18 protein-coding genes are annotated in these 25,729 nt (G+C 71.1%); 13 read left to right on the forward strand and 5 right to left on the reverse strand.

What is annotated here, in order from left to right; translation table 11 throughout:
- Positions 1-113: 113 nt before the first annotated feature.
- Positions 114-959 (reverse strand): caspase family protein, encoded by an 846-nt coding sequence (locus tag AB0H54_RS26095; protein WP_357348646.1) that lies wholly within the window; start codon positions 957-959, stop codon positions 114-116.
- 235 nt (positions 960-1,194) lie between these two features.
- Between AB0H54_RS26095 and AB0H54_RS26100 the strand changes: the two genes are divergently transcribed.
- Positions 1,195-1,599 carry a hypothetical protein gene (locus AB0H54_RS26100; protein ID WP_357348648.1) on the forward strand — a complete coding sequence of 135 codons (405 nt, stop codon included), beginning with the start codon at positions 1,195-1,197 and terminating at the stop codon, positions 1,597-1,599.
- 5 nt (positions 1,600-1,604) lie between these two features.
- The gene (locus AB0H54_RS26105) at positions 1,605-4,307 is read left to right on the forward strand and encodes a hypothetical protein (protein ID WP_357348650.1); all 2,703 of its coding nucleotides are present in this window, start codon (positions 1,605-1,607) and stop codon (positions 4,305-4,307) included.
- Positions 4,308-4,310: 3 nt separating this feature from the next.
- Here the strand turns inward: AB0H54_RS26105 and AB0H54_RS26110 are convergent, their stop codons facing one another.
- Complete coding sequence (locus AB0H54_RS26110) at positions 4,311-5,063, reverse strand: hypothetical protein (RefSeq protein ID WP_357348651.1); 753 nt, start codon at positions 5,061-5,063, stop codon at positions 4,311-4,313.
- Between the two features lie 221 nt (positions 5,064-5,284).
- Between AB0H54_RS26110 and AB0H54_RS26115 the strand changes: the two genes are divergently transcribed.
- From AB0H54_RS26115 to AB0H54_RS26130, 4 genes are read left to right on the forward strand one after another with little or no spacing between them, the layout of a single operon-like run.
- The gene (locus tag AB0H54_RS26115; protein WP_357348653.1) at positions 5,285-7,102 is read left to right on the forward strand and encodes a peroxidase family protein; all 1,818 of its coding nucleotides are present in this window, start codon (positions 5,285-5,287) and stop codon (positions 7,100-7,102) included.
- Positions 7,099-8,193: a catalase family protein gene (locus tag AB0H54_RS26120; protein ID WP_357348655.1), complete on the forward strand. Its 1,095-nt coding sequence runs from the start codon at positions 7,099-7,101 to the stop codon at positions 8,191-8,193. The genes AB0H54_RS26115 and AB0H54_RS26120 overlap by 4 nt, the downstream gene beginning before the upstream one ends.
- Positions 8,194-8,246: 53 nt before the next feature.
- On the forward strand, positions 8,247-10,829 hold the full coding sequence (locus AB0H54_RS26125; protein ID WP_357348657.1) for a LuxR C-terminal-related transcriptional regulator: 2,583 nt from the start codon (positions 8,247-8,249) through the stop codon (positions 10,827-10,829).
- A gap of 13 nt (positions 10,830-10,842) precedes the next feature.
- Positions 10,843-11,946, forward strand: a complete 1,104-nt coding sequence (locus AB0H54_RS26130) for a PQQ-dependent sugar dehydrogenase (protein WP_357348659.1) — start codon at positions 10,843-10,845, stop codon at positions 11,944-11,946.
- A 31-nt stretch (positions 11,947-11,977) separates the two neighbouring features.
- Here AB0H54_RS26130 and AB0H54_RS26135 read toward each other — a convergent pair whose 3' ends face one another.
- Entirely contained in the window at positions 11,978-12,994 is a 1,017-nt protein-coding gene (locus tag AB0H54_RS26135) for a DUF6670 family protein (protein WP_357348661.1), read from the reverse strand.
- A gap of 182 nt (positions 12,995-13,176) precedes the next feature.
- On the opposite strand from AB0H54_RS26135, the gene AB0H54_RS26140 reads away from it, so the two are divergent.
- From AB0H54_RS26140 to AB0H54_RS26155, 4 genes are all read left to right on the forward strand, one after another.
- Complete coding sequence (locus AB0H54_RS26140) at positions 13,177-13,767, forward strand: TetR/AcrR family transcriptional regulator (RefSeq protein ID WP_357348663.1); 591 nt, start codon at positions 13,177-13,179, stop codon at positions 13,765-13,767.
- A gap of 41 nt (positions 13,768-13,808) precedes the next feature.
- Positions 13,809-14,447: a LysE family translocator gene (locus AB0H54_RS26145; protein WP_357348665.1), complete on the forward strand. Its 639-nt coding sequence runs from the start codon at positions 13,809-13,811 to the stop codon at positions 14,445-14,447.
- A gap of 277 nt (positions 14,448-14,724) precedes the next feature.
- Positions 14,725-20,190, forward strand: coding sequence for a carboxyl transferase domain-containing protein (locus AB0H54_RS26150; RefSeq protein ID WP_355281189.1), 5,466 nt, complete (start codon positions 14,725-14,727; stop codon positions 20,188-20,190).
- A 117-nt stretch (positions 20,191-20,307) separates the two neighbouring features.
- Positions 20,308-21,462: an LLM class flavin-dependent oxidoreductase gene (locus AB0H54_RS26155; RefSeq protein ID WP_357348667.1), complete on the forward strand. Its 1,155-nt coding sequence runs from the start codon at positions 20,308-20,310 to the stop codon at positions 21,460-21,462.
- Between the two features lie 18 nt (positions 21,463-21,480).
- Here AB0H54_RS26155 and AB0H54_RS26160 read toward each other — a convergent pair whose 3' ends face one another.
- Complete coding sequence (locus AB0H54_RS26160; protein ID WP_357348669.1) at positions 21,481-22,164, reverse strand: TetR/AcrR family transcriptional regulator; 684 nt, start codon at positions 22,162-22,164, stop codon at positions 21,481-21,483.
- Between the two features lie 97 nt (positions 22,165-22,261).
- On the opposite strand from AB0H54_RS26160, the gene AB0H54_RS26165 reads away from it, so the two are divergent.
- Entirely contained in the window at positions 22,262-22,879 is a 618-nt protein-coding gene (locus tag AB0H54_RS26165; RefSeq protein ID WP_357348671.1) for a maleylpyruvate isomerase family mycothiol-dependent enzyme, read from the forward strand.
- A gap of 186 nt (positions 22,880-23,065) precedes the next feature.
- The gene (locus tag AB0H54_RS26170; RefSeq protein WP_357348673.1) at positions 23,066-23,695 is read left to right on the forward strand and encodes a hypothetical protein; all 630 of its coding nucleotides are present in this window, start codon (positions 23,066-23,068) and stop codon (positions 23,693-23,695) included.
- Positions 23,696-23,712: 17 nt separating this feature from the next.
- On the opposite strand, the gene AB0H54_RS26175 is transcribed toward AB0H54_RS26170, so the two are convergent.
- Positions 23,713-24,642 carry a DMT family transporter gene (locus AB0H54_RS26175; RefSeq protein ID WP_357348675.1) on the reverse strand — a complete coding sequence of 310 codons (930 nt, stop codon included), beginning with the start codon at positions 24,640-24,642 and terminating at the stop codon, positions 23,713-23,715.
- A gap of 128 nt (positions 24,643-24,770) precedes the next feature.
- On the opposite strand from AB0H54_RS26175, the gene AB0H54_RS26180 reads away from it, so the two are divergent.
- Positions 24,771-25,700: a LysR family transcriptional regulator gene (locus AB0H54_RS26180; RefSeq protein WP_357349090.1), complete on the forward strand. Its 930-nt coding sequence runs from the start codon at positions 24,771-24,773 to the stop codon at positions 25,698-25,700.
- Positions 25,701-25,729: the final 29 nt, after the last annotated feature.

Consider the following 25,729-nt stretch of genomic DNA (forward strand, 5'->3'; position numbering starts at 1 on the left):
ACCGCGCCCCGACCCCCCCCCCCCCGGGGGTGGCGCCGCCACGCGCCCCCACCCGCCCCCAGCCCCCCCCCCCGGGGGGGGGGGCCGCCCCCCCCCCCCCCGCCCCGAGCTGTTCACGGCGTGAACGGGCGCTGCTCCAGGAACGCGGTGTCGGCGTTGATCGTGAACAGGTTCGGAACCTGGTCCGGCGGCATCAGATTCATGATCCGCTGATGGAACTGCCGGTAACCGGCCGTGAACGCCCCGTCGCCCCACACCCGTAGCAGCGCACCGGTGAACTGTCCGTTGACCGGTCCGTCGTAGGACAGCTGCGAGTCCTGGCACCCGGCCAGCAGCACCACGCCCGCCTCGACGACGGCCCGCGCGCTCGGTCCGGCCAGCTGCTGGACGAAGGCGTACATCGCCGCGCGCTGCTTGTTGTCCTCGGCCTGCACGTCCAGCGGCATCGCCTTGGCGCTGCCGTGGACCACGGCGCCCAGATCGTCGCCGGGATAGTCGCGCGCCGCCAGATCGACGATCGCCGTGCGGGTCTCGCGGGTGAACGCGTCGCGGACCACCGTGCCGCTGTGGCAGCTGTCCGAGCAGACCACCACCCGCACGCCGGGGGCGAACCGCGACCACATCCGGTACAGCTCGTCGTCGACGATCTGGCGGTCGAACGCCACCCAGGTCTCGTCCTGGCGGTCGTCCTCCTCGCCGTCGACGTCCCTGGTCTGGCCGCCGTGGCCGGAGTAGGTGATCAGCACCAGATCACCCGCGCGCGCCGTGCCGGCGAGCCGGGCTATCTCGCCGATGATCGCGAACGAGGTCGCCGCGCCGTCGAGCAGGACGCGCGGGGTGGCGAAGCCCTGCGCGGCCGCCAGCGCGGCCATCGCGTTCGCGTCGTTGACACAGCCCGCGAGTGCGCCGTCCCAGCCGCCGTAGGCGGTGGGATCGACCCGGTTCAATCCGATGTGCAAGGAATATCCGCTCACTGTCTTTCCCTCCGTCTGGGATGTCCGATCAGGTGTGCCGGGGGAGTCCGGCGCGGATCAATTCTTCGGCGGCCGTACCTGTCTCGATAGCGTGCGGCACTACCCCAATCGGCGAAATCGCCGCGCCGAGGTGGAGTAGTGCGGTACGCGTTCGGAACAGGTACCGGATGCGCGACCATAGCGATGTGGGAATCTCCCCACTCTTCGGAAGGACAGGGAGATGTTCGATTCGGATACCGAGGACGCGGTCCTGGCAGCCAGCCCGGACACCGAGGAGGAGTGGTTCGAAACGACGAAGGCACCGGCCGGCGGTCCCGACAACGGCGTCGGGACGAGGGGAATCGACCGGACCAACGTCTCCTCCCTCTTCTGGGCCCAGAAGGTGCTCCGTACCCATGGAACGGGCGCCTGGGTGTTCGGCTTCCCGAACGCCACGGTGCTGGCCGACAGCCAGGTCTCGGTCAGCCTGACCGAGGTCGACGCCGACGGCACCCCGTTCCTCGGACCCGCGACGATGCAGGTCCTCAATGTCGTCCCGCACGCTGACGGCACCATGACGGTGCGCTATCACGTCGGCTGGGACGCCAACCTGCGGGTGCTCTTCAACTTCATCATCGTGAACTGACCGCCATGACCACAGCCGAACAGCACGCCGGATCGCCCGTGCGGGCCAGCGGTGACCACGTCACCTCGGGCCTGGCGACCATCGAACAGGTCGGGCGGGGCAAGGTCTTCGCGTCCACCACCGGCATCGTGGTCTTCCTCGTCGCGGTGCAGGCGACGATGGCGTTCCCGCTCGGCGCGCGCACGCCGCAGGAATGCCACACCGCGGGGTTGCTGGCGTTGCTGGTGGGCGCCATGATGGCGATCGCCGCGCCGACGGCCACCTACCGGTACTACGTCTACATCTATTCGCTGCGGCTGGACCCGAAGTACGCCCGGTTCGCGAAATGGGTGTTCGTCGGCTCGCTGATCCTGTCCGCGGGCGACGGCGTGGTCGACCTCGTGCTGGCGATCCAGCTGACCGGCGCGCCCGCCTCGTGCGGCGGCACCACCGTGACGCTGCTGCGCGCCCAGGCGGGTCTGCACCTGTTCTTCCTGCTGCTGGCCCTCGTGATCACCGCGATCACCTGGTACAGCGGCACCAAGAACCGGCTGGCCGGTGACGACCCGTCGCAACCGAAGTACGCCCAGACCCCGACCGCCGCCACGGCGCCCGAGGGACTCGTCATCTGCTGCTCCGGCGGGGGTATCCGGTCCGCGTCGTTCTGCCTCGGCGCGTTGCAGGTCCTGCGGGACCGGGGGCGCTATCAGAGCGCGACCGCCGTGGTCGGGGTGAGCGGCGGCGGCTACATCGCCGCGGCGATGCACATCGTGCACCGCAATTTCACCGATCCGTACGCGCTCGAATCCTCGGAGCTGGCCTATCTGCGCCGCCGCACGCGCTACCTGATACCGCGCGGCACCGACAAGTTCCGTGCCGTGTTCTCCCTGCTCTACGGCATCGCCGTGAACGCGACACTGGTCGGGATCGCGCTGCTGGCGGTGTCGTGGTGGCTGGGCTGGCTGCTCGACGACATCGATGTGCTCACCCGCGACGGCGATCGGCTGGAGCTGCACCTGGTCCCGGCGGGCGGGTACTGGTACCTGGCGATCGCGCTCGGCCCGTTCGCGCTGGCGCTGGCGGCGTTCGTGCTGGAGAAGGCCTGGGACCGGCTGACGATGGTGCCCGACCGGATGCGCAACATCCTCGCGAAGGCATCGCGGGTGCTGCTCGGGATCGGGGTGCCGCTGGCGGTGCTGCTCGTCGGGGTGCCGGTCGCGCTGTACGCGCTGAGCCGGGTGACGGACGGGTCCGGCGGCGCGGCGACGACGCTGCTGGTCGGGCTCGTCGATCCGGGCGGCAAGGGCGCGCTCACCTTCACCGCGACGCTGCTCGCGGTGGTCGGGCTCGGCCGCTCGGCGTGGAAGGGCCTGCACACCGGGGAGGGGTCGAGCGGCTGGTACGGACGCGTGCTCGCGGTGATGCGCAAGCAAGTCGCGCCGTGGCTGGGCAGCGCGCTGATCGTCGCGGTCGCGGTCGTCCTGCTGCTGCGCTGGACGACGGTCTTCGCCACCGACGCGCACGCCCGTTCGAACTGGACGCTGGCCTGGTGGATGATCGGCATCGCCGTCGCGATCAAGGTGTTCACCGACGCCAACCGCACTTCGCTGCACACCTACTACCGGGAAGCGCTGTCGAAAGCCTTTCTCGTGGACAAGGATCCGCGCTCGCACCAGGCGGTGCCGCTGCCCTACAGCACCGCGCTGCGCTACTCCGACTACGGCAGGCCGGTCGGGCACGGACCGCGGCTGGTCATCGCGGCCGCCGCCAACGCCAACGACGTCGCCTTCGTGCCCACCCGGCGTGGCTGCGTCCCGTTCGTCTTCGATCCCGAGCGGATCGGTGTCGTCGGCGACCGCGCGCTCACCCAGGACGGCCTGCGCCCGACCGGGACCTACGAGCAGCTGGCCGACTACCGGTATCGCGATGTCACCGTGCCCGCCGCGATGGCCATCAGCGGCGCCGCGTTCAGCCCGCTGACCGGCCGCGAGAGCGCCCGCACCCGGCCGGTGCGGATCCTGCTCGCCCTGCTCAACGCGCGCCTGGGGGTGTGGCTGCCGAATCCGTACTGGCAGCCCGTCCCGCAGGGCAAGCTCGCCGCGAAGCTGCCCGCGCTGTACAGCTGGGCCGACAAGCCGGGACCGTATCGGCTGCTGCGCGAGGCATTCGGCAATCCGTCGCTCTACGACCGGTGGCTCTACGTCACCGACGGCGGGCACTACGACAACCTCGGCCTGGTGGAGGCGCTGCGCAGGCGGCCCGCGGCGGTCATCGTCCTCGACGCCAGCGGCAGTCCCGACGACCGGTTCTGCGCGCTGGCCGAGGCCATCGCGACGGCGCGCATGGACCACTGCGTGCAGATCAGCGTCGACCTGCGACAGATGCTGCGCGGCGACCGGAAGCGAGCACACAAGGCGTGGGCGCGCGGTGTCGCCACGCATCTCGACGGCGCCACCACCGACATCTATTACGTCAGGTCGCAACTGGTCGACGACCTGAGCTGGGACCTGGAGAACTACAGCAGGGCGCATCCGGACTTCCCGTACACCTCCACCGGCGACCAGCTCTACAGCGAATGGGATTTCGAGGCCTACCGCGCCCTCGGGCACGAGGTGGCCGAGCGGGCCCTCGACGATCCGGTCTTCGCCGGGCTGCGCGGAGCGCGCGCGGCCGGGGCACCGGACACGGACGGCGAGACCGGCAAGCCGCTGGTGACCCGGCCGGGGTAGCGCCTACTCGACGACCGAGCTCGTCTCGGCGAGCAGGGTGAGGACCTGCTCGGTCTTGGTCAGCTCGGTCGAGATGGACAGCCCGTAGCCGCGGACGGCGGTGTGCAGCGCGCGCTGCACGTCGAGGGCGCGCGCGTGCAGGTCGGTGGCGGACTCGCCGGGCCAGGGGGTCACTCGCAGGGACAATTCGAACAGGTCGAGGCCGCCGACGGTCCACCGCTCGGCGTCGACCGCCAGCTCGCCGACGGCGACGTTCGTCCACTTCGTCGACGCCACCGGGCCCATCGCCCGCAGATGATCGACCGCGACACCGGGGGGCGTGCAGCTGACCAGGAACTGACGCTGGGCCGAGTCCAGCGCCTCGGTGACGTCCTCGCCGCACAGGGCGGCCACCCGCAGCGAACCGGCCGGGCGCCTGCTCACCACCGAGGCCGACAGCACCCGGCGGTCGCCGCACCAGTCGCCCTCGACGCGGTACTGCATCCCGGGCTCGGTGAACGGCGTCGCCCAGCGGCCGACCAGCTGCGCGGCGGTGCACGGCCGCAGTTTGACGGTCAGGTCGTCGTAGTCGCCGCTGCGCAGCCGGATGGCGATCCGGCCCGCCAGCAGGGCGGGCGCGCCACGGGCGCCGGGGACCCGTGGCTCGGCGAACCACACGTCCCGGCTGATCGCGGCGGCGTTGGTACAGCCGAGCCGGGTTTGGGCATCGACGAGGTCCCCGTCGACATTGACCTTGATTTCGATCGGAGTATTCACCCGAGCAGCGTCGCCCATCGCCCCACCGCTCGGCGCGCGTAATTCGCTACTCGATTGCCGCGGGCCGGTTCGCGGCGCCACGGCGGTATTCCGGACACGGGCCGGTCACGGCCCTGAGTAGTGCACTACTCATGACATAGGTCACGTCGGAGGAGGAAACTGATCTTCGACCACTTCTCGTACATCGCGGTTCGAGCCAGTCAGCTATGTGGAGGTTCTCGATGGTCGAGGCAGAGCCGGCGATTCCGCCGCAGTCGTCGCCACCCCACCTGTCGTTCGTCGCCCGCGCCGCGGTCGAAGCCGCCGAAGCGCTCGACCGGCGGGTGGGCTGGTTCCGGTTACCGACACCGCTGGGGCTGGCCGTGCTGGTCGGCCTGCGCAGCAGGCTGCGATCCCGCAATCTGTTCGACACCGGCCGACATCCGGCCGGACCACTGCCACCGGACACGACCGGCGAACACCGTGCCGCGCGCACCATCGACGGCTCCTACAACAACGCCGACGATCCGCGCACCGGCTCGGTCGGCTGCCGGTTCGGACGCAATTTCGCCCCCGAGCACAGCCATCCGGAGGACGCCGTCCGGATCCAGGAGCCCAACCCGCGCCAGGTCAGCCTGCGCCTGCTGGCCCGCGACCGCTTCCAGCCAGCCACCACACTGAACCTGTTGGCGGCGGCCTGGATCCAGTTCGAGGTGCACGACTGGTTCAGTCACACCCGCACCGACCGCGAGCCGTTCCGGGTGACCCTCGACGAGCACGACCCCTGGCCCGAACGGCCGATGACGATCCAGCGCACCGCGGCGGTTCCCGGTGCCGAACCGGGCGATCCGCCGAGCCATGTCACCGAGGACTCGCACTGGTGGGACGCCTCCCAGATCTACGGCAGCACACCGGCATTCGCCTCCGCCCTGCGCTCGGGCAAGAACGGCGAACTGGTGATCGACGAGCTCGGCCTGCCGCCGCTGGACGCGGCGAGCCTGCTCGCGCTCTCGGACGCGGCCGCCAACGCCTGGGTCGGCCTGGCGCTGCTGCATTCGCTGTTCCTGCGTGAGCACAACGCGATCTGCCGCCGCCTGTCGCGGCGCTATCCCGACCTGGACGACCAGCAGCTCTACGACACCGCGCGCCTGATCAACGCGGCGCTGATCGCCAAGATCCACACCGTCGACTGGACCCCGGCGATCATCGCCCACCCCACCACCGTCGCCGCCATGCGCGCCAACTGGTTCGGCGTCCTCGGTGAGCGCCTCTCGCGCCGGTTCGGCCGCCTCGTCGGCAACGAAGTGCTCTCCGGCATCCCGGGTTCCGCGGTCGACGACCACGGCGTGCCCTACGCGCTGACCGAGGAGTTCGTCTCGGTGTACCGGATGCACCCGCTGATCCCCGACGACCTCGTGGTGCGCAGTCTCACCGACGACCGGGTGCTGGCCGAGCATCCGTTCCCCGAGCTGGGGGTCGCCCACATCCGCGAGCGCCTCGGCGAGACCCCGATGGACACGCTGTTCTACTCCTTCGGCCGCGCCCATCCCGGCGCGCTGACGCTGCACAACTATCCACGCCACCTCCAGGAACTGGCCCGGCCCGGTCAGCCCCTGATCGACCTCGCCACCATCGACATCCTGCGGGTCCGCGAACGAGGGGTGCCGCGCTACAACGAGTTCCGGCGTCAGCTGCGGCTCCCGCCCGCCGGCTCGTTCGACGAGCTGACCGACAACCCACAGTGGGCGGCTGAGCTCGCAGAGATCTACGGCGATGTCGACGACGTCGACCTCATGATCGGCCTGTACGCCGAGCCCAAGCCGCCCGGTTTCGGCTTCAGCGACACCGCCTTCCGGGTCTTCGTGCTGATGGCCTCGCGGCGGCTGTCGGCCGACCGGTTCTTCACCACCGACTTCCGGCCCGAGATCTACACCGAGGCAGGCATGGCCTGGGTGCGCGACAACAGCATGCGCACCGTGCTGCTGCGGCATTTCCCCACGCTGGCGCCCGCCCTGGAGGGCGTCGCGAATCCCTTCGCCCCGTGGAGGACTCCGCGATGACCTACCTTCGCTTCCGCGACGACCTGGAACAGCCGCGCCCCGACGAAGAACAGATCATCGACAAGATCATCGCGGTCCTGCGCGACAACAACGAACGCGCCTACCGCAAGTACAAGCGCGGCCTGCGCGACGCGCACGCCAAGAGCCACGGCATCCTGCGCGGCGAACTGACCGTGCCCCCTGGCCTGCCTCCCGAGCTGGCACAGGGCCTGTTCGCCAGGCCTGCCACGTATCCGGTCATCGCCCGGCTGTCGAGTACCTCCGGGGTCATCCGCAGCGATCAGTTGCGCGGCGTGCGTGGCCTCGGCATCAAGGTGCTGGGGGTGCACGGCCCGCGCGCGATGGCCGGCGACGAGGCCACCACCCAGGACCTCATCATGGTGACCCACCGGGAGTTCCTGTTCGCCGACGCGCACGCCTACCTCACCCAGGGCATGCCGACCGCCTGGGTGCTGGCCCGGCTGCCCGACGAAGTCCTTCGCACCGGCAGCGATCTCGTCGCGGCGCTGGACAGGCACGTGCTGCGGCGCATCGGCAAGCGGGTGCCGCCGAATCTGGGGGTGTTCGTCGCGCCCAACACCCACATCCTCGGCGAGACCTTCTACACCTCGGCGCCGATCCGCTACGGCGACTACGTCGCCAAGCTGCTCTACGTCCCGGTGTCACCGGAAGCCGCTGCGCTGCAAGGACAACCGGTGAGCACGGCGGCCGGGGTCAACGCCCACCAGGACGCGATCATCGACTTCTTCGGCGCGCACAGCGCCACCTACGAACTACGCGCGCAGCTGTGCACCGACGTGGCCACCATGCCGATCGAGGACGCGACCGTGCCGTGGCCGGAGGAAGCGTCTCCGCATCGCACCGTCGCGACCATCCGGTTCGACGTCCAGGATCCCTACACCCCGCAGCGGCGTGCCTACGGCGACGACGTGCTGTCGTTCAATTCCTGGCGCGGCCTGGACGCGCATCGCCCGCTGGGGTCGATCAACCGGCTCAAGAAGCGGGTCTACGAGGCGTCGAGCGACTACCGCCACGACGTCAACAACGCGCCGCGGCTCGAGCCCCGCGACGCCACCGAGCTGCCGCCATGACCACTGCTCCGATCCGTTGTGGGGGAGCCGGTCGCGAACTAGAATTTTGGTGTATGGGCGAATTGTGGCAACTGCTCGATCGCCCCGCCGAATTCGATGCCGTCCGTACGGCTTTGACGAACACGAACACCGGCGGAGTGATAGTGGTCGGCGCCGCAGGCATCGGCAAGACCACGCTGGCCCGGCTGGTCACCGCGGTGCTCGCGGACCCGGTCCGCTGGGTGGCGTGCACCGCCTCCTCACAAGCCATTCCGCTCGGCGCGTTCGCCCCCTGGATCGCCGCCTCGGCCTCGCGTGATCCACTCGCCCTGCTGCACTCGGCGCGGGAAAACGTACTGGCGCAACCGGATACGGTGATCGGTGTCGACGACGCGCACCTGCTCGACACCCTCTCCGCCACCCTGGTGCACCAGATCGCCGTCGACCGCAGCGCGCGCATCGTGGCCACGGTCCGCTCCGGCGAGCCCGTGCCCGACGCGATCACCTCACTGTGGAAGGACGGGTTCCTCGCCCGCGTGGAACTCACCCCGCTGTCCAAACCGCAGTGCACCGCCCTGGTCGAGACCGTACTGGGCGGGACGCTGGAGGGACTCAGCGCCGATGTCATGTGGGAGGCCTCGGGCGGCAACCCGCTGTTCCTGCGCAACATGGTCGAGGGCGCGGTCGAGGCGCGCACGCTGACCGACGTCAACGGGGTCTGGCAGCTGCGTGGTCCGACCGCGGTGCCGTCCGGGCTGGTCGACCTGCTCGACGAGCGGCTGACCAGGGCGGGCGAACCGGTGCTCGACGCGCTGCGGATGCTGTCGGTCTACGAGCCGCTCGACATCGACATCCTCACCGAGCTGGTGGGGGTCGACGCCGTCGACGCCGCCGAGCTCAGCGGTCTGATCCGGGTCTGCCGCCACGGCACCTCGGTCGACGTCCGGTTCAGCCATCCGCTGCTCGGCGAGGTGGTCCGCCGCCGGATCGGCACCGCCGCGGCCCGCTCCCGGCGCGGCCGCATCGTCGAGACCCTGCGTGACCGGGCGCTGGACACGCCCGCCGAGCGGATCCGGCTGGCGCAGCTGTGCGTCGACAGCGATCAGCCGATCGACATCATGCTGCTGATCAACGCCGCCAAGGACGCGATCGCGCTGGCGAACCTGCCGCTGGGCGAGCGGCTGGCCCGCGCCGCCTGCGAGCGCTGCGGCGGCCTGCGCGCGGCCGAACTGCTGTCGCGGGCGCTGCTGTGGCAGGGCAAACCGCACGAGGCCGACGAGATCCTCGCCAGGTTCGATCCCGACCGGCTCGATCCGCTGCAGGTCGTGCAGTGGGGCCTGCCACGGGCGAGCCTGCAGTTCTGGTCGCTCGGCGATGTCGACCGGGCCCACCAGGTGATCGACCTGGTCGCCGCCCGCGTGGAGCATCCGTCGCTGCGACTGCTGGTCGACGCGGTCCGGGCGGCGATGGCGGTGCACGAGAACCGGCTCGCCGTCGGCGTCACGGAGGCCGAGCGGGTGCTCGCCGATCCGGACTCGCCCCGGCAGGCCGCCGATTTCGCGGCGTTCACCCTCGGGCTCGCGCTGCCGTTCGTCGGCCGCGGCGGCGATTTCGCCCCCATCGCGGCCCGGATCACGGCCGAACAGAAGTCCACCGACGGGCTGATCCGGGTGATGGTGCGCTACGGCGACGTGATGGCCCTGACCATGATCGGCGACCTGGACCAGGCCGAACAGCGGGCCTCGGAATACCGGGAGTTCTCCTCGGCCGGCCAGTTCGCCGGCTGGGCCATCGCCCGCATCGCGATCGGTGTCGTCGCGACCTATCGCGGCCGGTTCCGGGCCGCCATCACCGCCTTCGAACAGGCGCTGGCCGCGCTCAACGCCGACTGCACCCTGCCCTGGCAGCTGCCCGCCCGGCTGGTGCTGGCGCGGGCCTACGCGGCGGTGGGCGAGGTCGACCAGGCCGAGCGGGTGCTCGCCGACGCCGAGGAACACAGCGGCCCGCACATGGCCCTGCACGAGCCGCAGCGGATGATCGCCCGCGCCTGGGTGGCCGCGGCCGAGCACAGCCAGCACGCCGCGATCGACCTGGCCCGTAAGGCCGCCGACCTGGCCCACCGCACCGGTCAGTTCGCGCAGGAGGCGGAGGCGCTGCACCATGCCGCCCGCTTCGGTGACCGCTCCCTCGGCACCCGGCTCGCCACCGTCGCGGCCCGCGTGCAGGGACCGGTGGCCGACATCTACGCCCGCCACGCCGCCGCCGTTGCCCACGGTGACACCACGGCGCTGGCCGCGGTCAGCGTGGAGTTCGAGGCCGTGGGAATGCTGCTGGCCGCCGCCGACGCCGCGGCCCAGGCCGTCCCGATCTTCGACCACGCGGGCCAGCGCCGCCCCAGCGCCCAGGCCGCGGCCCGCGCCACCGCGCTCGCGGCCCGCTGCGACGGTGCGGGCACGCCGGCCATCACGGCCGCCGCCCGCCCGCTCCCGATCACCGAGCGCGAACGCGAGATCGCCGCGCTGATCGGCCGCGGGCTGTCCAACCGGGCCATCGCCGAACGGCTCTGTGTCTCGGTCCGCACCGTCGAGGGGCACATCTATCGCGCGTGCATCAAACTCGACGCCACCGACCGCGACCAGCTCGCCAAGCTGATCTGACACCATGGGTGGGGTGACGACCGGTCGCCGACGAGCTGTCCTCGGCGCCGCGCTGGTGGTCGCCCTCGCGGGCACCGCCTGCGCGAGCGACGAACCGGACCGGAGCGCGCCCACCGCGGCCGTGTCCGCGACCGCGCCGAGCACGCCGACGGGCAGCCCCGCGCTGGGATCGGCCGAGGAGATCGCGCGCGGTCTCGACGTGCCGTGGGGGCTCGCGTTCCTGCCGGACGGCGCGGCCCTGGTGGCCGAGCGGGACTCGGGCCGCGTCCTGCGCGTGACGCCCGGTCGTGCGCCGGAGATCGTCCATCAGGTGTCCGGCGTCGTCGCCCGCGGCGAGGGTGGCCTGCTCGGCCTCGCCGTCGCTCCCGACTACGCCGAGACCCGCTACGTCTACGCGTATTTCACCGCGGCCGACGACAATCGCGTCGTGCGCTTCCGGCCGGGGGAACCGCAGGAACTGGTCTACGGCGGAATCGCGAAGGCGGGCAACCACAATGGCGGCCGGATCGCCTTCGGGCCGGACGGCATGCTCTACGTCGGCACCGGCGACGCGGCCGAGAGTGCCCGCTCGCAGGACCCGGCGAGCCCGAACGGCAAGATCCTGCGGCTCACCCCCGACGGCGCGCCGGCGCCGGGCAATCCGACCCCGGGCTCGCCGGTCCTGAGCCTCGGCCACCGCAATGTGCAGGGCCTGGCCTGGGACCGCGCGGGCACCCTCTACGCCGCCGAGTTCGGCCAGAACCGCTGGGACGAGCTCAACCGGATCGAGCCGGGCCGCAACTACGGCTGGCCCGTCGTCGAAGGGGCGGGCGGCGCGGACCGCGGCTTCACCGAGCCGCTGCTCACCTGGACGACCGCCGAGTCCTCGCCCTCCGGCATCGCCATCGCGGGCGACACCGTGTACGTGGCCGCGCTGCGCGGGGAACGACTCTGGACCGCGACGCTGTCCGCGGGCGACGCGACGAATCCGGTGGCTGTCCTGCGGGAGTCCTACGGCCGCCTGCGCACCGTCGCGGTGGCCCCGGACGGCGCGCTGTGGCTCACCACCTCCAATACCGACGGCCGCGGCGACGTCCGCGCGGGCGACGACCGGATCCTGCGGTTCCCGGCCCGCTGACCGCCGTGTTCGCGCTGCCGCCGGGTGGGGGCTACGGCGTGCCGATCTGTTCGACGTAGCCGGTGCCGGTGACGGGGCGACCGCGGAAGGTGCCGGTGTAGCGGTAGCTGCCGACGTAGCCACCGGCCATGCCGTAGATGTAGTCGTCGTTGGCGACGGCGTCGATCTCGATCAGCCGGTCGCCGTTGTCGTCGTCGACCGCCCAGGTGAACGCGGTGCCCAGCGTCATGTCCCGGCCCTCGGGCGTCCGTCGTGGCGTGGGCTCGTACCGGGAGACCTGGTACCGGTAGCCGTTCTCGTAGGCGCCGCCGTGGTCGGTGCGGGACCGCACGTACACCGTCTGCTGGAACGGAACCCCCAGTGGCCCACGCACTTCCACCATCAGCACCTGGGTATCGGCGTCGATGTTGATGATCTGATAGGTGAAGAAGTCGATGAACAGGTCGACCGAGACGGCGCGGGCGTATTCCAGGGTGTTGAGCCCGGACAGCGCGTAGCGGGTGCCCTGATGCTCGACGGTCCCCTCGTACTCGCACAGCAGCGACCAGTGGTCGTAGAGCCCGCCGCGAATCTTGGCGAAGTGCGCGATCTTGTCGGTGGCGCGCACCCGCAGATCCGCGCGGAACTCCGGATTGCGGTAGGTGACCAGGAAGTCCGGATGGCTGCCGCGCAGCGCGAAGTCCTCGCCGAACCGGATCAGGCTCGCGTCCGGCGCCAGCTCCAGATCCCGGGCGACCTGGTAGCCGCGGAACTGGCCGGGGAAGCGGACCGCCGTGCCCGCCAGCAGGTTCGCGGTATCGGCCGCGGTGGTCTCGATCAGGTGCGCGTTGCGGAACGCCCGTACCTTCGGCTGCCCGATCACGGTGATGAAGTCCAGGAAGTTCAGCGGCGCGGGCAGGCCGGGGAACATCAGGCCGTAGTGCACGGTGCGGTAGCGCCCGCGGGGCGGATGGAACGGGGTGCTCGGGTCGTACGGGGTGCCGTTCACCGCGTACGAGCCGGAGACGGTGCGTTGAATGCCGTGGAGCAGGGGAGTCGTGATCGCCATGGATCGGCGCCTTTCGCTGGACGTGCATCGAGCTGACCGATGGGGAAATTACCGTTTGGTCAATTCGACGTCAACCAGCTGTGCGCCGCGCTTGAGATGGACGCCCGCTCAATTGACCTTCTTCGGGGAGGCGGTAAATTACCTGATGGCCGGACACGGTCAACCAGGTGAAGGAGGGCGTGATGGGCACCGCGGGAACGAAGGGCGTGCCGCGCGCCGAGCGCGAACAGCAGATCCTCGACATCGCCGGTGAGCAGATCAGCCGGGTCGGCTACGCCGGGCTGTCCCCTGGTTCCGTGGCGACCGCGGCGGGGGTCTCGAAACCCATGGTGTTCCACTACTTTCGCAGCAAAGAGGGGCTCTACGCCGCGTGTGTCGAACGGGCGGCCGACACGGTGTGCGGTGCCATCGAACCGGTCTTCGACGGCACCCCGGGGATCGAGATGGCCGAGCACACGCTCGAAGTCGTCATCGCCGTGCTCGCGCGCCGACCGCACGACTGGAACGTGCTGCTCGACCGGTCGTACCCACCGGACGGTGTCGCGGCCGAGGCCTCGCACCGGGCCGAACGCCGCCTCGCCGAGCAGGCGTACCGCGGTGCCGCCGCCCTGCTCGCCGAACGCGGCATCACCGACCCCGCCGACCTGTCCGCGCTCACCGATGTCTGGATGGGGGTGGTGACGGCGCTGGTGAACTGGTGGCTGCGGCACCCGGACGAAAGCGCCGAGGCGATGATCGCCCGCTGCACCCGGCTGCTCGGCGCGTTGTTCTGAAAACCTTGCCGGACAGGCTGTTCGGTCCGTACGGTCGGTGGATGGTTCCGCTTCCGAATCTGCTCGCGTTCCTCGCGGCGGCGTTCGTCATCGTCGTCGTGCCGGGGCCGGGCGTGCTGTTCGCGGTCGGCCGGGCGCTGACCTCGGGACGGCGGGCCGCGCTGCTGTCGGTGTTCGGGCACGCCATGGGCGTGCAGACGACGCTGGTGCTGGTCGCGGCCGGGCTCGGCACCGTGCTCGCCGTCTCGGCGCTGGTGCTGACGGCGGTGAAGATCATCGGCGCGCTGTATCTGCTGCACCTGGGCGTGCAGGCCATCCGGCACCGCCGGGAGCTGTCCGCCGCGCTGGCGGCGGGCGCGGCGCCGGTGGCCGCGACGAAGCTGTTCCGGCAGGGCTACGTCGTCGGTGTCACCAATCCGAAGGCCATCGTCTTCTTCGCGGCGGTGCTGCCACAGTTCGTCGATCCGGCGGCCGGCTCGATGGTCGGGCAGCTGGTGGTGCTCGGGACGATCATGGCCGTGCTGGCGCTGGTGCTCGACAGCAGCTGGGCGCTGCTCGCAGGCACCGCGCGCAGCTGGTTCGCCCGCTCGCCGCGCCGGCTGGAGGCGGTGGGCGCCACCGGGGGCGCGATGATCATCGGGCTCGGCGCCTCCGTCGCGCTCACCGGCGCCGTCAAGTGACGTCGGGACGCGCCGGGTAGCGCACTACTCTCGGCCGGTCGCGCGATCCGGAGGACACTGGATGTACCGCCTGCGGCCGGTGCCGTCCGCGCGCGCCGAGGCACGCCGGGAACCCCGCACTGACCGGGGCGGGATGTGACCGACTCCAACAATACGTGCGGGTAACCCTTGGACGCTGTTCACATATACGGAGTAGAGGTGCACACTGCCCTGGAACCGGAGTTCGAATTCGTACCCGTCCGGGCCACACAACTCGGTATTGGAAAGGAGTCGGCGAGTGTTCAGCCGCATCGCCATCGTCAACAGGGGAGAGGCCGCCATGCGGCTCATCCATGCCGTCCGTGATCTGGCGGCGGCGAGCGGGCTACCGATCGAAACGGTCGCCCTGTACACCGACGTCGACCGCAACGCCACCTTCGTCCGGGCCGCCGACGTGGCCTACGACCTCGGTCCGGCCTCGGCCCGCCCGTACCTGGATCTGAAGGTGCTCGAGCAGGCCCTGGTGGCCACCAAGGCCGACGCGGCCTGGGTCGGCTGGGGCTTCGTCGCCGAGGATCCGGCCTTCGCCGAACTGTGCGAGCACATCGGCGTCACCTTCATCGGCCCCAGCGCCGACGCCATGCGCAAGCTGGGCGACAAGATCGGCGCCAAGCTGCTCGCCGAGGAGGTCGGGGTCCCGGTCGCGCCGTGGAGCCGCGGCGCGGTCGACACCGTCGAGGACGCCATCGAGGCCGCCGCCGAGATCGGCTACCCGCTGATGCTCAAGGCCACCGCCGGTGGTGGCGGGCGCGGTATCCGCGTCATCACCAACGAGGCCGAGCTGGTCGACGCCTACGAGCGCACCAAGCAGGAAGCCGCGCGCGCCTTCGGCAGCGGCGTGGTCTTCCTGGAGCGGCTGGTCACCGGTGCCCGCCACGTCGAGGTCCAGGTGATCGCCGACGGCCAGGGCACGGCGTGGGCGCTCGGCGTCCGCGACTGCTCGGTGCAGCGGCGCAACCAGAAGGTCATCGAGGAGTCCGCCTCGCCCGTGCTCAGCGCGGAGCAGACCAGCGAGCTGAAGGCCTCCGCCGAGCGCCTCGCCGTCGCGGTCGGCTACTGCGGCGCGGCGACCGTCGAGTTCCTGTACCACCCGGGCGAGCAGCTGTTCGCCTTCCTCGAGGTGAACACCCGGCTGCAGGTCGAGCACCCGATCACCGAGTGCACCACCGGTGTCGATCTCGTGCACGCGCAGCTGTCGGTGGCCTCCGGCACCAAGCTCGAGGGCACCCCGCCGGTCGAGCGCGGCCACGCCATCGAGGCCCGGCTCAACGCCGAGGACCCCGACCGCGACTTCGCGCCCGCTCCCGGCCGCATCGTGCGCCTCGACCTGCCCGCGGGCCCCGGCATCCGCGTGGACACCGGTGTCAGCGAGGGCGACACCATCCCCGCCGACTTCGACTCGATGATCGCCAAGATCATCGCCTACGGCCGCGACCGCAACGAGGCCCTGGGCCGGCTGCGCCGGGCCATGGCGCAGACCCGCGTCGTCATCGAGGGCGGCGCGACGAACAAGAGCTTCGTCCTCGACCTGCTCGAGCAGCCCGAGGTGATCGACGCCAGCGCCGACACCGGCTGGATCGACCGGGTCCGCGGCGAGGGCCGCCTGGTGACCCACCAGCACTCCGCCATCGCGCTGGCCGCCGCCGCGATCGACGCCTACGAGGACGAGGAGCGCGCCGAGCGGCACCGCCTGCTGTCCACCGCCTCCGGCGGCCGCCCGCAGGTCCAGCACGAGAGCGGCCGCCCGCTCGACCTGAAGCTGCGTGGCGCGAGCTACCGGGTCCGCGTGGCCCGCATCGGCGCGCACCGGTTCCGCGTCGGCATCGAGGCCGGGACCGAACTGACCACCGCCGACGTCGATCTCGAGCGCTTCGATCAGCACACCGGGCAGATCGTCGTCAACGGCACCCGCTACCGCCTGATCACCGGCACGCACGGACCGACCCACCTGGTCGACGTCGACGGCGTGACCCACCGGATCAGCCGGGACGAGGGCGGCGTCGTCCGCTCGCCCGCGCCCGCCCTGGTCGTCGGCACCCCGCTCGAGGTCGGCGCCGAGGTCGAGGCAGGCGCCGCGGTGCTGGTGCTGGAGAGCATGAAGATGGAGACGGTGCTGCGCGCGCCGTTCCGCGCCCGGCTCAAGGAACTCGCCGTCTCGGTCGGTACCCAGGTCGAGACCGGCGCGCCGCTGCTGCGCCTGGAGCCCCTCGCCGACGACGACGAGGCGGGCGAGGCCGAAGTGGTCGGGACGGTCGAACTCGACCTGCCCACCGAGCCCGCCCCTCGTCAGCCGCACGAGCGGCTGGCCCGCGGTCTGCAGGACCTGCGCAGCCTGCTGCTCGGCTTCGACGTCGACCCGCACGACGACCGCCGCGTCCTCGACGAGTACCTCGCGGCCCGCCGCGATTCCGTCGCCGGCGATCACCGCCCGCTGGCCGAGGAACTCGAACTCGTCCAGGTCTTCGCCGATCTCGCCGAACTGAGCCACAACCGCGCGGCGGACGACGAGCAGAGCGTCGGCCACCTGCACAGCGCGCGCGAGTACTTCCACACCTACCTGCAGAGCCTCGACGTCGAGCGGGCCGGTCTGCCCGAGGCGTACCAGGCCAAGCTGGCGCAGGCGCTGAGCCACTACGGCGTCACCGAGCTGGACCGGTCGGCCGATCTCGAGGCCGCGGTCTTCCGGATCTTCCTGGCCCAGCAGCGCCCGACCGACACCGTCGAGGTCATCACCACGCTGCTGCGCGAGTGGCTGCGCGAGCCGATGCCCGACCAGGTGCTGCGCGAGCCCGTCGGCCTGGCGCTGGAGCGCCTGGTCGCGGCCACCCAGGTGCGCTTCCCGGTGATCGCCGACCTGACCCGTGGTCTGGTCTACGGCTGGTACGGCCAGCCGCTGCTGCGCCGCAACCGCGCCCGCGTCTACACCAATGTCCGCAAGCACCTGACCTACCTGGACGCGAACCCGGACGCGGCCGATCGCGCCACCCGCATCGCCGACATGGTGCGCAGCACCGAGCCGCTGGTGCGGCTGCTCGGCCAGCGGCTCGAGCGCGACAAGCCCGAGCACACCGTCCTGCTCGAGGTGCTGACCCGCCGCTACTACGGCAACAAGGGCCTGACCGGTGTGCGCGCCGAGCAGGTCGGCGGCACCTCCTTCGTCGTCGCCGAGCGCGACGGCGCGAGCCTGGTCTCGGCCGCGGTGAGCTTCGACGAGCTCGGCACCGCGGTGCAGGGTCTCGGCGAGCTGGCCGGCGGCGCGTCCTCGATCGACGCCGATATCTACCTGAGCTGGGAAGCCCAGCCCGAGGACTCCGACGCCATGGCCGCGGCCCTGCAGGAGGTCCTCGGCGGCTACCAGCTGCCGCAGCAGGTGCACCGGATCACCGCGACGGTGGCGGGCAGCAACGGCGCGGTCATGCACCACCACTTCACCTTCCGCCCGTCGGCCACCGGCATGGCGGAGGAGCGGCTGATCCGCGGTCTGCACCCCTACATCGCGCAGCGGATGCAGATGGAGCGGCTGCGTAAGTTCGACCTGACCCGCCTGCCGTCCTCGGACGACGAAGAGGTCTACCTGTTCCGGTGCGTCGCCAAGGGCAACCCGTCCGACGACCGCCTGATCGCCTTCGCCCAGGTCCGCGACCTGGCCGCGCTGCGCGAGCACGACGGCAGGCTGCTGGCCCTGCCCACGGCCGAGAGCACCATCGCGACCTGTGTCGACTCGATCCGCCGGGCGCAGTCGCGGCGGCCGTCGGCCAAGCGGCTCAACACCAACCGCATCGTGATGTACATCTGGCCGCCGATGGATGTCACCAGCGAGGAACTGGCGACGATCGGCGGACACGTGCTGCCGACCGCCGTCGGCGCCGGGCTGGAGGAGATCCTGCTCATCGCCCGGCAGCGCGACCCGAACACCGGCGAGCTGACCAAGGTCGGCGTCCGGATCACGATCGGCGCGACCGGCGGCTCCGAGGTGACCGTCGGCGAGCTGACCGACGAGCCGGTCGAGCCGCTCGACGAGTACCGCCAGAAGGTGCTGCGCGCCGCGGGCCGCAACACCGTCTACCCGTACGAGCTGACCGGCGTGCTGGGCGATTTCGCCGAGTACGATCTCGACGCCGACCACGTGCTGGTCCCCGTCGACCGGCCGAAGGGCCGCAACAAGGCGGCGATCGTCGCCGGTGTGGTCAGCACCCCGACCATCCAGCATCCCGAGGGCGTCACCCGCGTCCTGCTGCTCGGCGACCCGACCAAGTCGCTGGGCGCGCTCTCCGAGCCCGAGTGCCGCCGCGTGATCGCCGCGCTCGATCTCGCCGAACGCCTGCAGGTGCCGCTGGAGTGGTACGCGCTGTCCTCCGGCGCCCGGATCTCGATGGAGTCCGGCACCGAGAACATGGACTGGGTCGCCGCCGCGCTCAAGCGGATCGTCGAGTTCACCCAGGACGGCGGCGAGATCAACATCGTGGTCGCCGGAATCAACGTCGGCGCGCAGCCGTACTGGAACGCCGAAGCCACCATGCTCATGCACACCAAGGGCGTGCTGGTGATGACCCCGGACTCGGCGATGGTGCTGACCGGCAAGCAGTCGCTGGACTTCTCCGGCGGCGTCTCGGCCGAGGACAACTTCGGCATCGGTGGCTACGACCGCGTGATGGGCCCCAACGGCCAGGCGCAGTACTGGGCGCCGAACCTGACCGCCGCCCGCGACGTGCTGATGGCGCACTACGACCACACCTACGTCGCGCCCGGCGAGCAGTCGCCGCGCCGCTCGCAGACCGTCGACCCCAGCGACCGCGACATCTCGAGCTTCCCGCACGTGCTCGCGGACAGCTCCTTCGCCACCGTCGGCGAGATCTTCTCCGCGGCCGCCAACCCGGACCGCAAGAAGCCCTTCGACATCCGGACCGTGATGCGCGCGCTGGCCGACCAGGATCACCCGGTGCTGGAACGCTGGGCGGGCATGGCCGACGCCGAGACCGCGGTGGTGCAGGACGCGCACCTCGGCGGTATCCCGGTGTGCCTGCTGGGTATCGAGTCGCGCAATGTGCCGCGGCGTGGTTTCCCGTCGACCGACGGCCCCGACACCTACACCGCGGGCACCCTGTTCCCGCGGTCGTCGAAGAAGGCCGCCCGGGCCATCAACGCGGCCAGCGGCAACCGGCCGCTGGTGGTGCTGGCGAACCTGTCGGGCTTCGACGGCTCGCCGGAGTCGATGCGCAAGCTGCAGCTCGAGTACGGTGCCGAGATCGGTCGCGCCATCGTCAACTTCGAGGGCCCGATCGTGTTCACCGTGATCTCGCGGTACCACGGCGGCGCGTTCGTGGTGTTCTCCAAGGCGCTGAACCCGAACATGACCGTGCTCGCGCTGGAGGGCTCGTTCGCCTCCGTCCTCGGTGGCGCCCCCGCCGCCGCGGTGGTCTTCGCGGGCGAGGTCAACTCCCGGACGGCGGCCGACCCGCGCGTGCGCGACCTGGAGACCCAGGCCGCCAACGCGTTCGGCACCGACCGGGCGACCCTGACCGCGGAACTCGACGAGGTCCGATCCTCGGTACGCGCGGAGAAGCTGGGCGAGGTGGCCGCGGAGTTCGACGGCGTGCACAACATCCAGCGCGCCGTCGAGGTCGGTTCGGTCGACGCCATCGTCAGCGTTCCCGACCTGCGCCCGCGCATCATCGCCGCGATCGAGGCGGGCCTGCCGAAGTAGGAAAACCCGCACGACGAACCGAGCCGCCCACCCCGGTCCGACCGGGGTGGGCGGCTCGCGCGTGGGACACTGCACGGGTACACAATCCTTCTCGTCACCTCCGGAAGCGGGTGCGCGATGCGGAAACAACAGCGGGTGCGGGCCGGGGTCGTCGATCCGGGGCTGCACAGCCGGTTCGTCCCGGATTTCACCCATCGCAATGCCGAGTTCCTCGCCGCCGTGGCGGGCGCGGACTCGCTGTGGTCCGTCGACCACCTGATCGGGCTGTTCCCGGCGTCGGTGTGGTCGGCGCGGCACGCGGGCGGCGCCCGGGTCGCGCCCGAAGCCGACGCCTATTACGAGCCGTGGACGATGCTCGGTTACGCGGCCGCGCGAAACCGGTGGCGTCGATTGCGCCTCGGCATCGGGGTGACCGATACCGGTCGTCGGCATCCGGCCGTGACCGCGCAGGCCGCGGCGACCCTGCACCTGCTCACCCGTGGGCGGGCGATCCTCGGCATCGGGCCGGGCGAGCGGGAGAACAACGAGCCCTACGGGGTCGACTGGCGGCGTCCGGTGGCCCGGTTCGAGGAGGCGGTCGCCACGATCCGGGCACTGTGGGACTCCGGTGGTGAGCCGATCTCCCGCGATTCCGAGTTCTTTCCGTTGCGCGACGCGATCTTCGCGCTGCCGCCGTATCGCGGCACCCGGCCGGAACTGTGGATGGGCGCCCATGGACCGCGGATGCTGCGAGCGGCGGGCCGGTACGCCGATGCCTGGATGCCCGCCTTCCCCAGCAGTCCCGCCGACTATCGCGCCAAGCTCGACACCATCCGCGCCGCGGCCTCGGACGCGGGCCGCGACCCGTCGGCGGTGCGGGCGGCGGGCTGGTTCTTCGTCATCGCGGGCAGGTCGGCGGCGATCGTCGAGGAGATCCTCGACTCGCCCGTGGTCCGTGCCTACGCGCTCATCGGGTCGGCGCAGGCCTGGGCGCGCCACGGTGCCGAACACCCGCTGGGCCCCACCTTCGCCGGCGCGCAGGACATCCTGCCGCAGACCATCGACGAAGCCACGGCCATCGAGTACGGACGCCGCGCTCCCGCGTCGCTGATCCGGGAGATCTTCGTGGCCGGGACCCCGGACGAGATCCTCGAGCAACTCGCCGTCCGCCGCGATCACGGCCTGACCTACGCCGTGATGGTCGACCTCGGCGCCTGCCATCCCCGGCTGGGGAAGGGGTTGCTGACGGCATCGTCGTTCGCGAAGGTGGTGCGTGGCGTCCGGCGACTGTGAACGGGCACGGACCGTGGGTCAGCTCCCGCGTGCAGCCGTGCGGGTCGATCGTGCCGGGGGAGGGGACGCGGTCCCGTAGCGACTCAGGAAGGTCTCGACGCCGTCGGTGACGAGCCGGTCGGCGAGGTCCGGTGGCAGGTCGGAACCGATCGAGCCGGTGATCAGGTGGGGGTAGATCGTCAGGCCGAAGAACTGGACGACGGCCACCTCGAGATCGGGCACAGTGAGATGGCCGCGGGCGCACAGGTCGGTGAGGAGTTCACCCATGGCGACGGCCGACTGGGCGGGGCCCTGCGCGTGGTAGGCGTGGCCGAGATCGGGGAAGCGGCGCAGTTCGGTGGTGACGAGGTTGCGCAGCGCGAGTCTGGTCGGGTCCGTCGCCGCGGTGACCAGGGCGCGCGCCGCCCGGAGCAGGGCGTCGCGGACGTCGTCGGTGTCGGCGAGCTCGCTGCGGACCTGCGCCATCGTCGCGTGCGCTGCCCCCATGGCCTCGCCGATGACCTCGGTGAACAGGTCCTCTTTGCTGCTGAAGTGGTTGTACACGGTCACTTTCGACACGCCCGCCGCGGCGGCGATCCGGTCCATGCCCGCGTCGAATCCCTCGGCGATGAACACCGCGCGGGCGGCGGTCACGATGGCGTGCCGACTGCGCTCGGCGCGGGCCCCCGAAGGTGGCGCCGGTCTGGTTCTCGCTGTGCCCACGCTCCGCATGGTAGCGCAACTGAACTCTTGAGTTCAGCTATATCTTTCCTGTACTGTTCAGTTCAGTTCAGTTGCTGGGCGGGAAATGGAGGCTGATGTGAGCGAGATCTGGACGGTGGTGCACGCCGAGCGCGCCGCGCTGATCGCGGACCTGGCGGACCTGCCGGCGGAGCGGTGGTCGACGCCGTCGCTGTGTCCCGGCTGGGACGTGCACGACGTCGTGGCGCATCTGACCGACGACGCGAAGACCACCCAGCTGGGCTTCGTCGTCCACTTCGCCGCTGCCCGTTTCGATTTCGACCGTTTCAACCAGGCGGGTGTCGCACGGGAGCGCGCCGAGGATCCCGCGCTGACCTTGGCCGCGTTCCGGGCGGCGAGCGGGCGGACCACGGGTGCCCCGGCGCCGAAGGCGACCCGGTTGATCGAAGCGTTCGTGCACGGCGAGGACATCCGGCGCCCCCTCGGCCTGCATCGGGACTATCCCGTCGCGCCCGTGGTGACGGCGGTCCGTCATCAGCTCGATACGTCGGTGAAGGTCGGCGGCGGGAAGGAGCGCGCGCGGGGCTTGCGCCTGACGGCGACCGACGCGGATCTCGATGTCGGGGACGGCCCGCAAGTGCGCGGCTCCGCGGTGGCCCTTCTGCTCGCTCTCTCCGGAAGAGCCCTCGCGGCAGGGGAATTGGATGGCCCGGGCGCCGCGACGCTGACCGCGTAGGCACACCTCGGGCGTGACACGTGCCGCTCCGCATCGGGTCCGAGCGGCACGGGTTGGAGCGGGAGGCTATGGTTACGAGACTGATAGTTTCGTAACTGGAGGCCCCATGTTCGACACCTGGCCGCCCGAGTGCTCGTCTCGCACCCGGCGCATCCGTGAACTCCCCGCGGTGACGGAGGCGAGCGAATGACCGCTCTGGCCGACCCACCCGTGCGCACCGGCCGGCTCCACACCGCGTGGCGGACGGTGCATACGCCGGTTCCGGGAGTTCCGCGATGGGCCACGATCGCCGCCTTCGCGGTTCCGTTGACGGCGCTACCGTCCAGTCTCTGGCGGATCGGCGTGGCCTTCCTCGACGACGACACCGCGGGCAAGCGCGGCGATCTGCCGTCCTGGCTCCCCGGCGAGCTGTATGTGATCGCCTTGTCGATCGTGTCGGAACTGGTGGCGTTCACCGCCGTGGGACTGGTCGCGGCCTGGGGTGAATGGTTCCCGCGCTGGATTCCACGATTGCGCGGGCGGCGCATCCCCACTCCGGTCGCCGTGGTCCCGGCCGCGCTCGGCGCGGCGACGCTGACGATCATGTGGACCGCCGCCTTCGTCACGGAGTTCGCCGGCGTCACCCTGCGTGGCGACCCGACCCCGGCGGACTTCCCCTCCCGCGCCGGTGGTTGGGAGTCGGCCGTCTACTACCTCTGCTACGCCCCGCTCCTGCTGTGGGGCCCACTGCTGGCCGCCGTCACCTTCGCGTACTACCGGCGTCGCCGGGTCGGGATCGTCGCGGGGTTCTCGGCCTCGGATCGCGTGTCCCCGTGACGATCACCGCCTCGCCACTAGGCGAGCTGCACCAGCGCGCACCCGGCGATCAGCGCCGCGAGACCGGCCAGTCGTCCGCTGGTCACCGGCTTGCTCGGCAGCTGGAACCAGCCGCGATGATCGATCGCCGCCGACACCAGCTGCTGCCCGGTGACCGTCAGCGCGATGGTGGTGGCGGCGCCGATCTGCGGAATGACGGTGAACGTGACGGTCACGTAGGTCGCCGCCGCGACCCCGCCCAGCCACCCCCACCAGGGCACCGTCCGCAGCGGGGCGAGCCGAGGACGCGGCGTGCGGCCGGTGATCACGAGGACGATCAGCGCCACCGCGATGGTCGCCGTCGCCACGACGAACGACCACAGTCCGGTGACGAACGGATCACCGAGCGCGCGGCGCAACGCGGCATTGGTCGCGCCCTGCACCGGAAGGACCGCTCCGGCAACGAGTCCCAGCGCGATCCAGCCGATTCGCGCCGCCGCGGAGGTCTGCCCCTGGCCATCCGTGAGCTGGCTGCGGATCACGACCACGATCCCGGCCAGCACGACCACGGCGCCCAGCAGCATGCCCGGCCCCAGCGGTCGCCGCTCGACGCCGAGCAGCCCGCCGACATCGAGCGCGATGGACGCGAACATCTGCCCGGTGACGAACAGACCGACCGAGGCGAGCGCGCCGAGTCGCGGGAACAGCAGGATGGCGCTGGTGATGTAGACGGGCGAGGCGATGCCGCCCACCAGTTTCCACCACTCGACGTCACCGAGCCCGGCGAGCGCGCCCCAGCCGCCCGCCACCGCGGCCACGACCGCGAGCAGCACGGCCGAGACCGCCAATTGCACGGTGGCGGCACCGTACGGGGTGCCCACCGCCTTGCCCAGTTGCAGGTTCACCGAAGCCTGCAGGGCGAGCAGGCCGCCGACGGCGAGCGCGGCGGCCAGAAATACGAGCGTCAATGGTCTCTCCCAAAAGCGTGACGAATTCGGCACATTCACCATGTCGGTGGATGACGTCGCTGATCAACGCCAGTTTTCGGAACGAGCCATGACCGTCGGATCATGATCATGGAGGCACACCCGTGGAAATGCGGGACATCGAGATCTTCCTGACCCTCGCCGAGGAATTGCATTTCGGCCGGACCGCGCACCGGCTGCGGATCACCCAGTCCCGGGTCAGTCACGCCATCAAGAAACAGGAACGCCGTATCGGCGCCCCGCTGTTCACCCGGACCAGTCGTTCCGTCGCACTCACCCCCATCGGCGTGCAATTGCGCGACGAGCTGCGGCGCGGCAGTCAGCTGATCGAATCGGCGGTCGCGCGGGCCAGGGCTGCGGCGCAGGGCATGAGCGACGTGCTGACCGTGGGAATCATGGGCGCGCTCGGCCACGTCGTCGCCCCGGTGCTGCGCTCGTTCACCGACGCCTACCCCGGCGTCGAGCTGGTCCTGCGTGAGGCGCACTTCGCCGACCCGTTCGGCCCGCTGCGCGCCGGGACGGTCGATATCCAGCTGCTGTGGCTGCCGGTCGAGGAACCCGACATCACCGTCGGCCCCACCGTGCTCGTCGAACCGGTCCGGCTGGCGGTGCGGGAAGGCAGCGAATCGGCCACGCGGACAACGATGTCGGTGGAGGATCTCGGTGATCACACCCTGTGTGACATCGGTACCGACGCGCCGGGCTACTGGGCCGACGAGCTGATCCCGCCCCGCACACCGACCGGTCGCCCGATCCCGCGTGGTCCCCGCGTGCACACCTTCCAGGAGATGCTGGCGGCCATCGCCGCAGGCCGGGCCGTCGCCCTGGTTCAAGAACACTGCGTGCGGTACTACGCCCGCCCCGGCATCGTCTACGTCCCCCTGCCGGACGGCCCCCGCTGCCGCTGGACCTTCGTCTGGCGCACCGCCACCGAGACCGCGCTGATCCGCGCGTTCGCCGCCGTCACCGGTGATTTCGCGGCCGCCGGACCCACGTCGTCCGGCGTCACAGCGGCTGGATGTGTTGTGCATGAGGCATAATGCGTAATAACCGACCGGAAGGACCGACG

This window comes from Nocardia sp. NPDC050718 (assembly GCF_040654235.1).
Lineage (GTDB): Bacteria > Actinomycetota > Actinomycetes > Mycobacteriales > Mycobacteriaceae > Nocardia.

What these genes read in the sequence shown, in the direction of transcription:
- AB0H54_RS26100 (WP_357348648.1), top strand. Translation starts at nt 1,195, where the DNA reads ATGTTCGATTCGGATACCGAGGACGCGGTCCTGGCAGCCAGCCCGGAC.
- AB0H54_RS26105 (WP_357348650.1), top strand. Translation starts at nt 1,605, where the DNA reads ATGACCACAGCCGAACAGCACGCCGGATCGCCCGTGCGGGCCAGCGGT.
- AB0H54_RS26115 (WP_357348653.1), top strand. Translation starts at nt 5,285, where the DNA reads ATGGTCGAGGCAGAGCCGGCGATTCCGCCGCAGTCGTCGCCACCCCAC.
- AB0H54_RS26120 (WP_357348655.1), top strand. Translation starts at nt 7,099, where the DNA reads ATGACCTACCTTCGCTTCCGCGACGACCTGGAACAGCCGCGCCCCGAC.
- AB0H54_RS26125 (WP_357348657.1), top strand. Translation starts at nt 8,247, where the DNA reads ATGGGCGAATTGTGGCAACTGCTCGATCGCCCCGCCGAATTCGATGCC.
- AB0H54_RS26135 (WP_357348661.1), bottom strand. Translation starts at nt 12,994, where the DNA reads ATGGCGATCACGACTCCCCTGCTCCACGGCATTCAACGCACCGTCTCC.
- AB0H54_RS26140 (WP_357348663.1), top strand. Translation starts at nt 13,177, where the DNA reads ATGGGCACCGCGGGAACGAAGGGCGTGCCGCGCGCCGAGCGCGAACAG.
- AB0H54_RS26145 (WP_357348665.1), top strand. Translation starts at nt 13,809, where the DNA reads ATGGTTCCGCTTCCGAATCTGCTCGCGTTCCTCGCGGCGGCGTTCGTC.
- AB0H54_RS26155 (WP_357348667.1), top strand. Translation starts at nt 20,308, where the DNA reads ATGCGGAAACAACAGCGGGTGCGGGCCGGGGTCGTCGATCCGGGGCTG.
- AB0H54_RS26170 (WP_357348673.1), top strand. Translation starts at nt 23,066, where the DNA reads ATGACCGCTCTGGCCGACCCACCCGTGCGCACCGGCCGGCTCCACACC.
- AB0H54_RS26180 (WP_357349090.1), top strand. Translation starts at nt 24,771, where the DNA reads ATGCGGGACATCGAGATCTTCCTGACCCTCGCCGAGGAATTGCATTTC.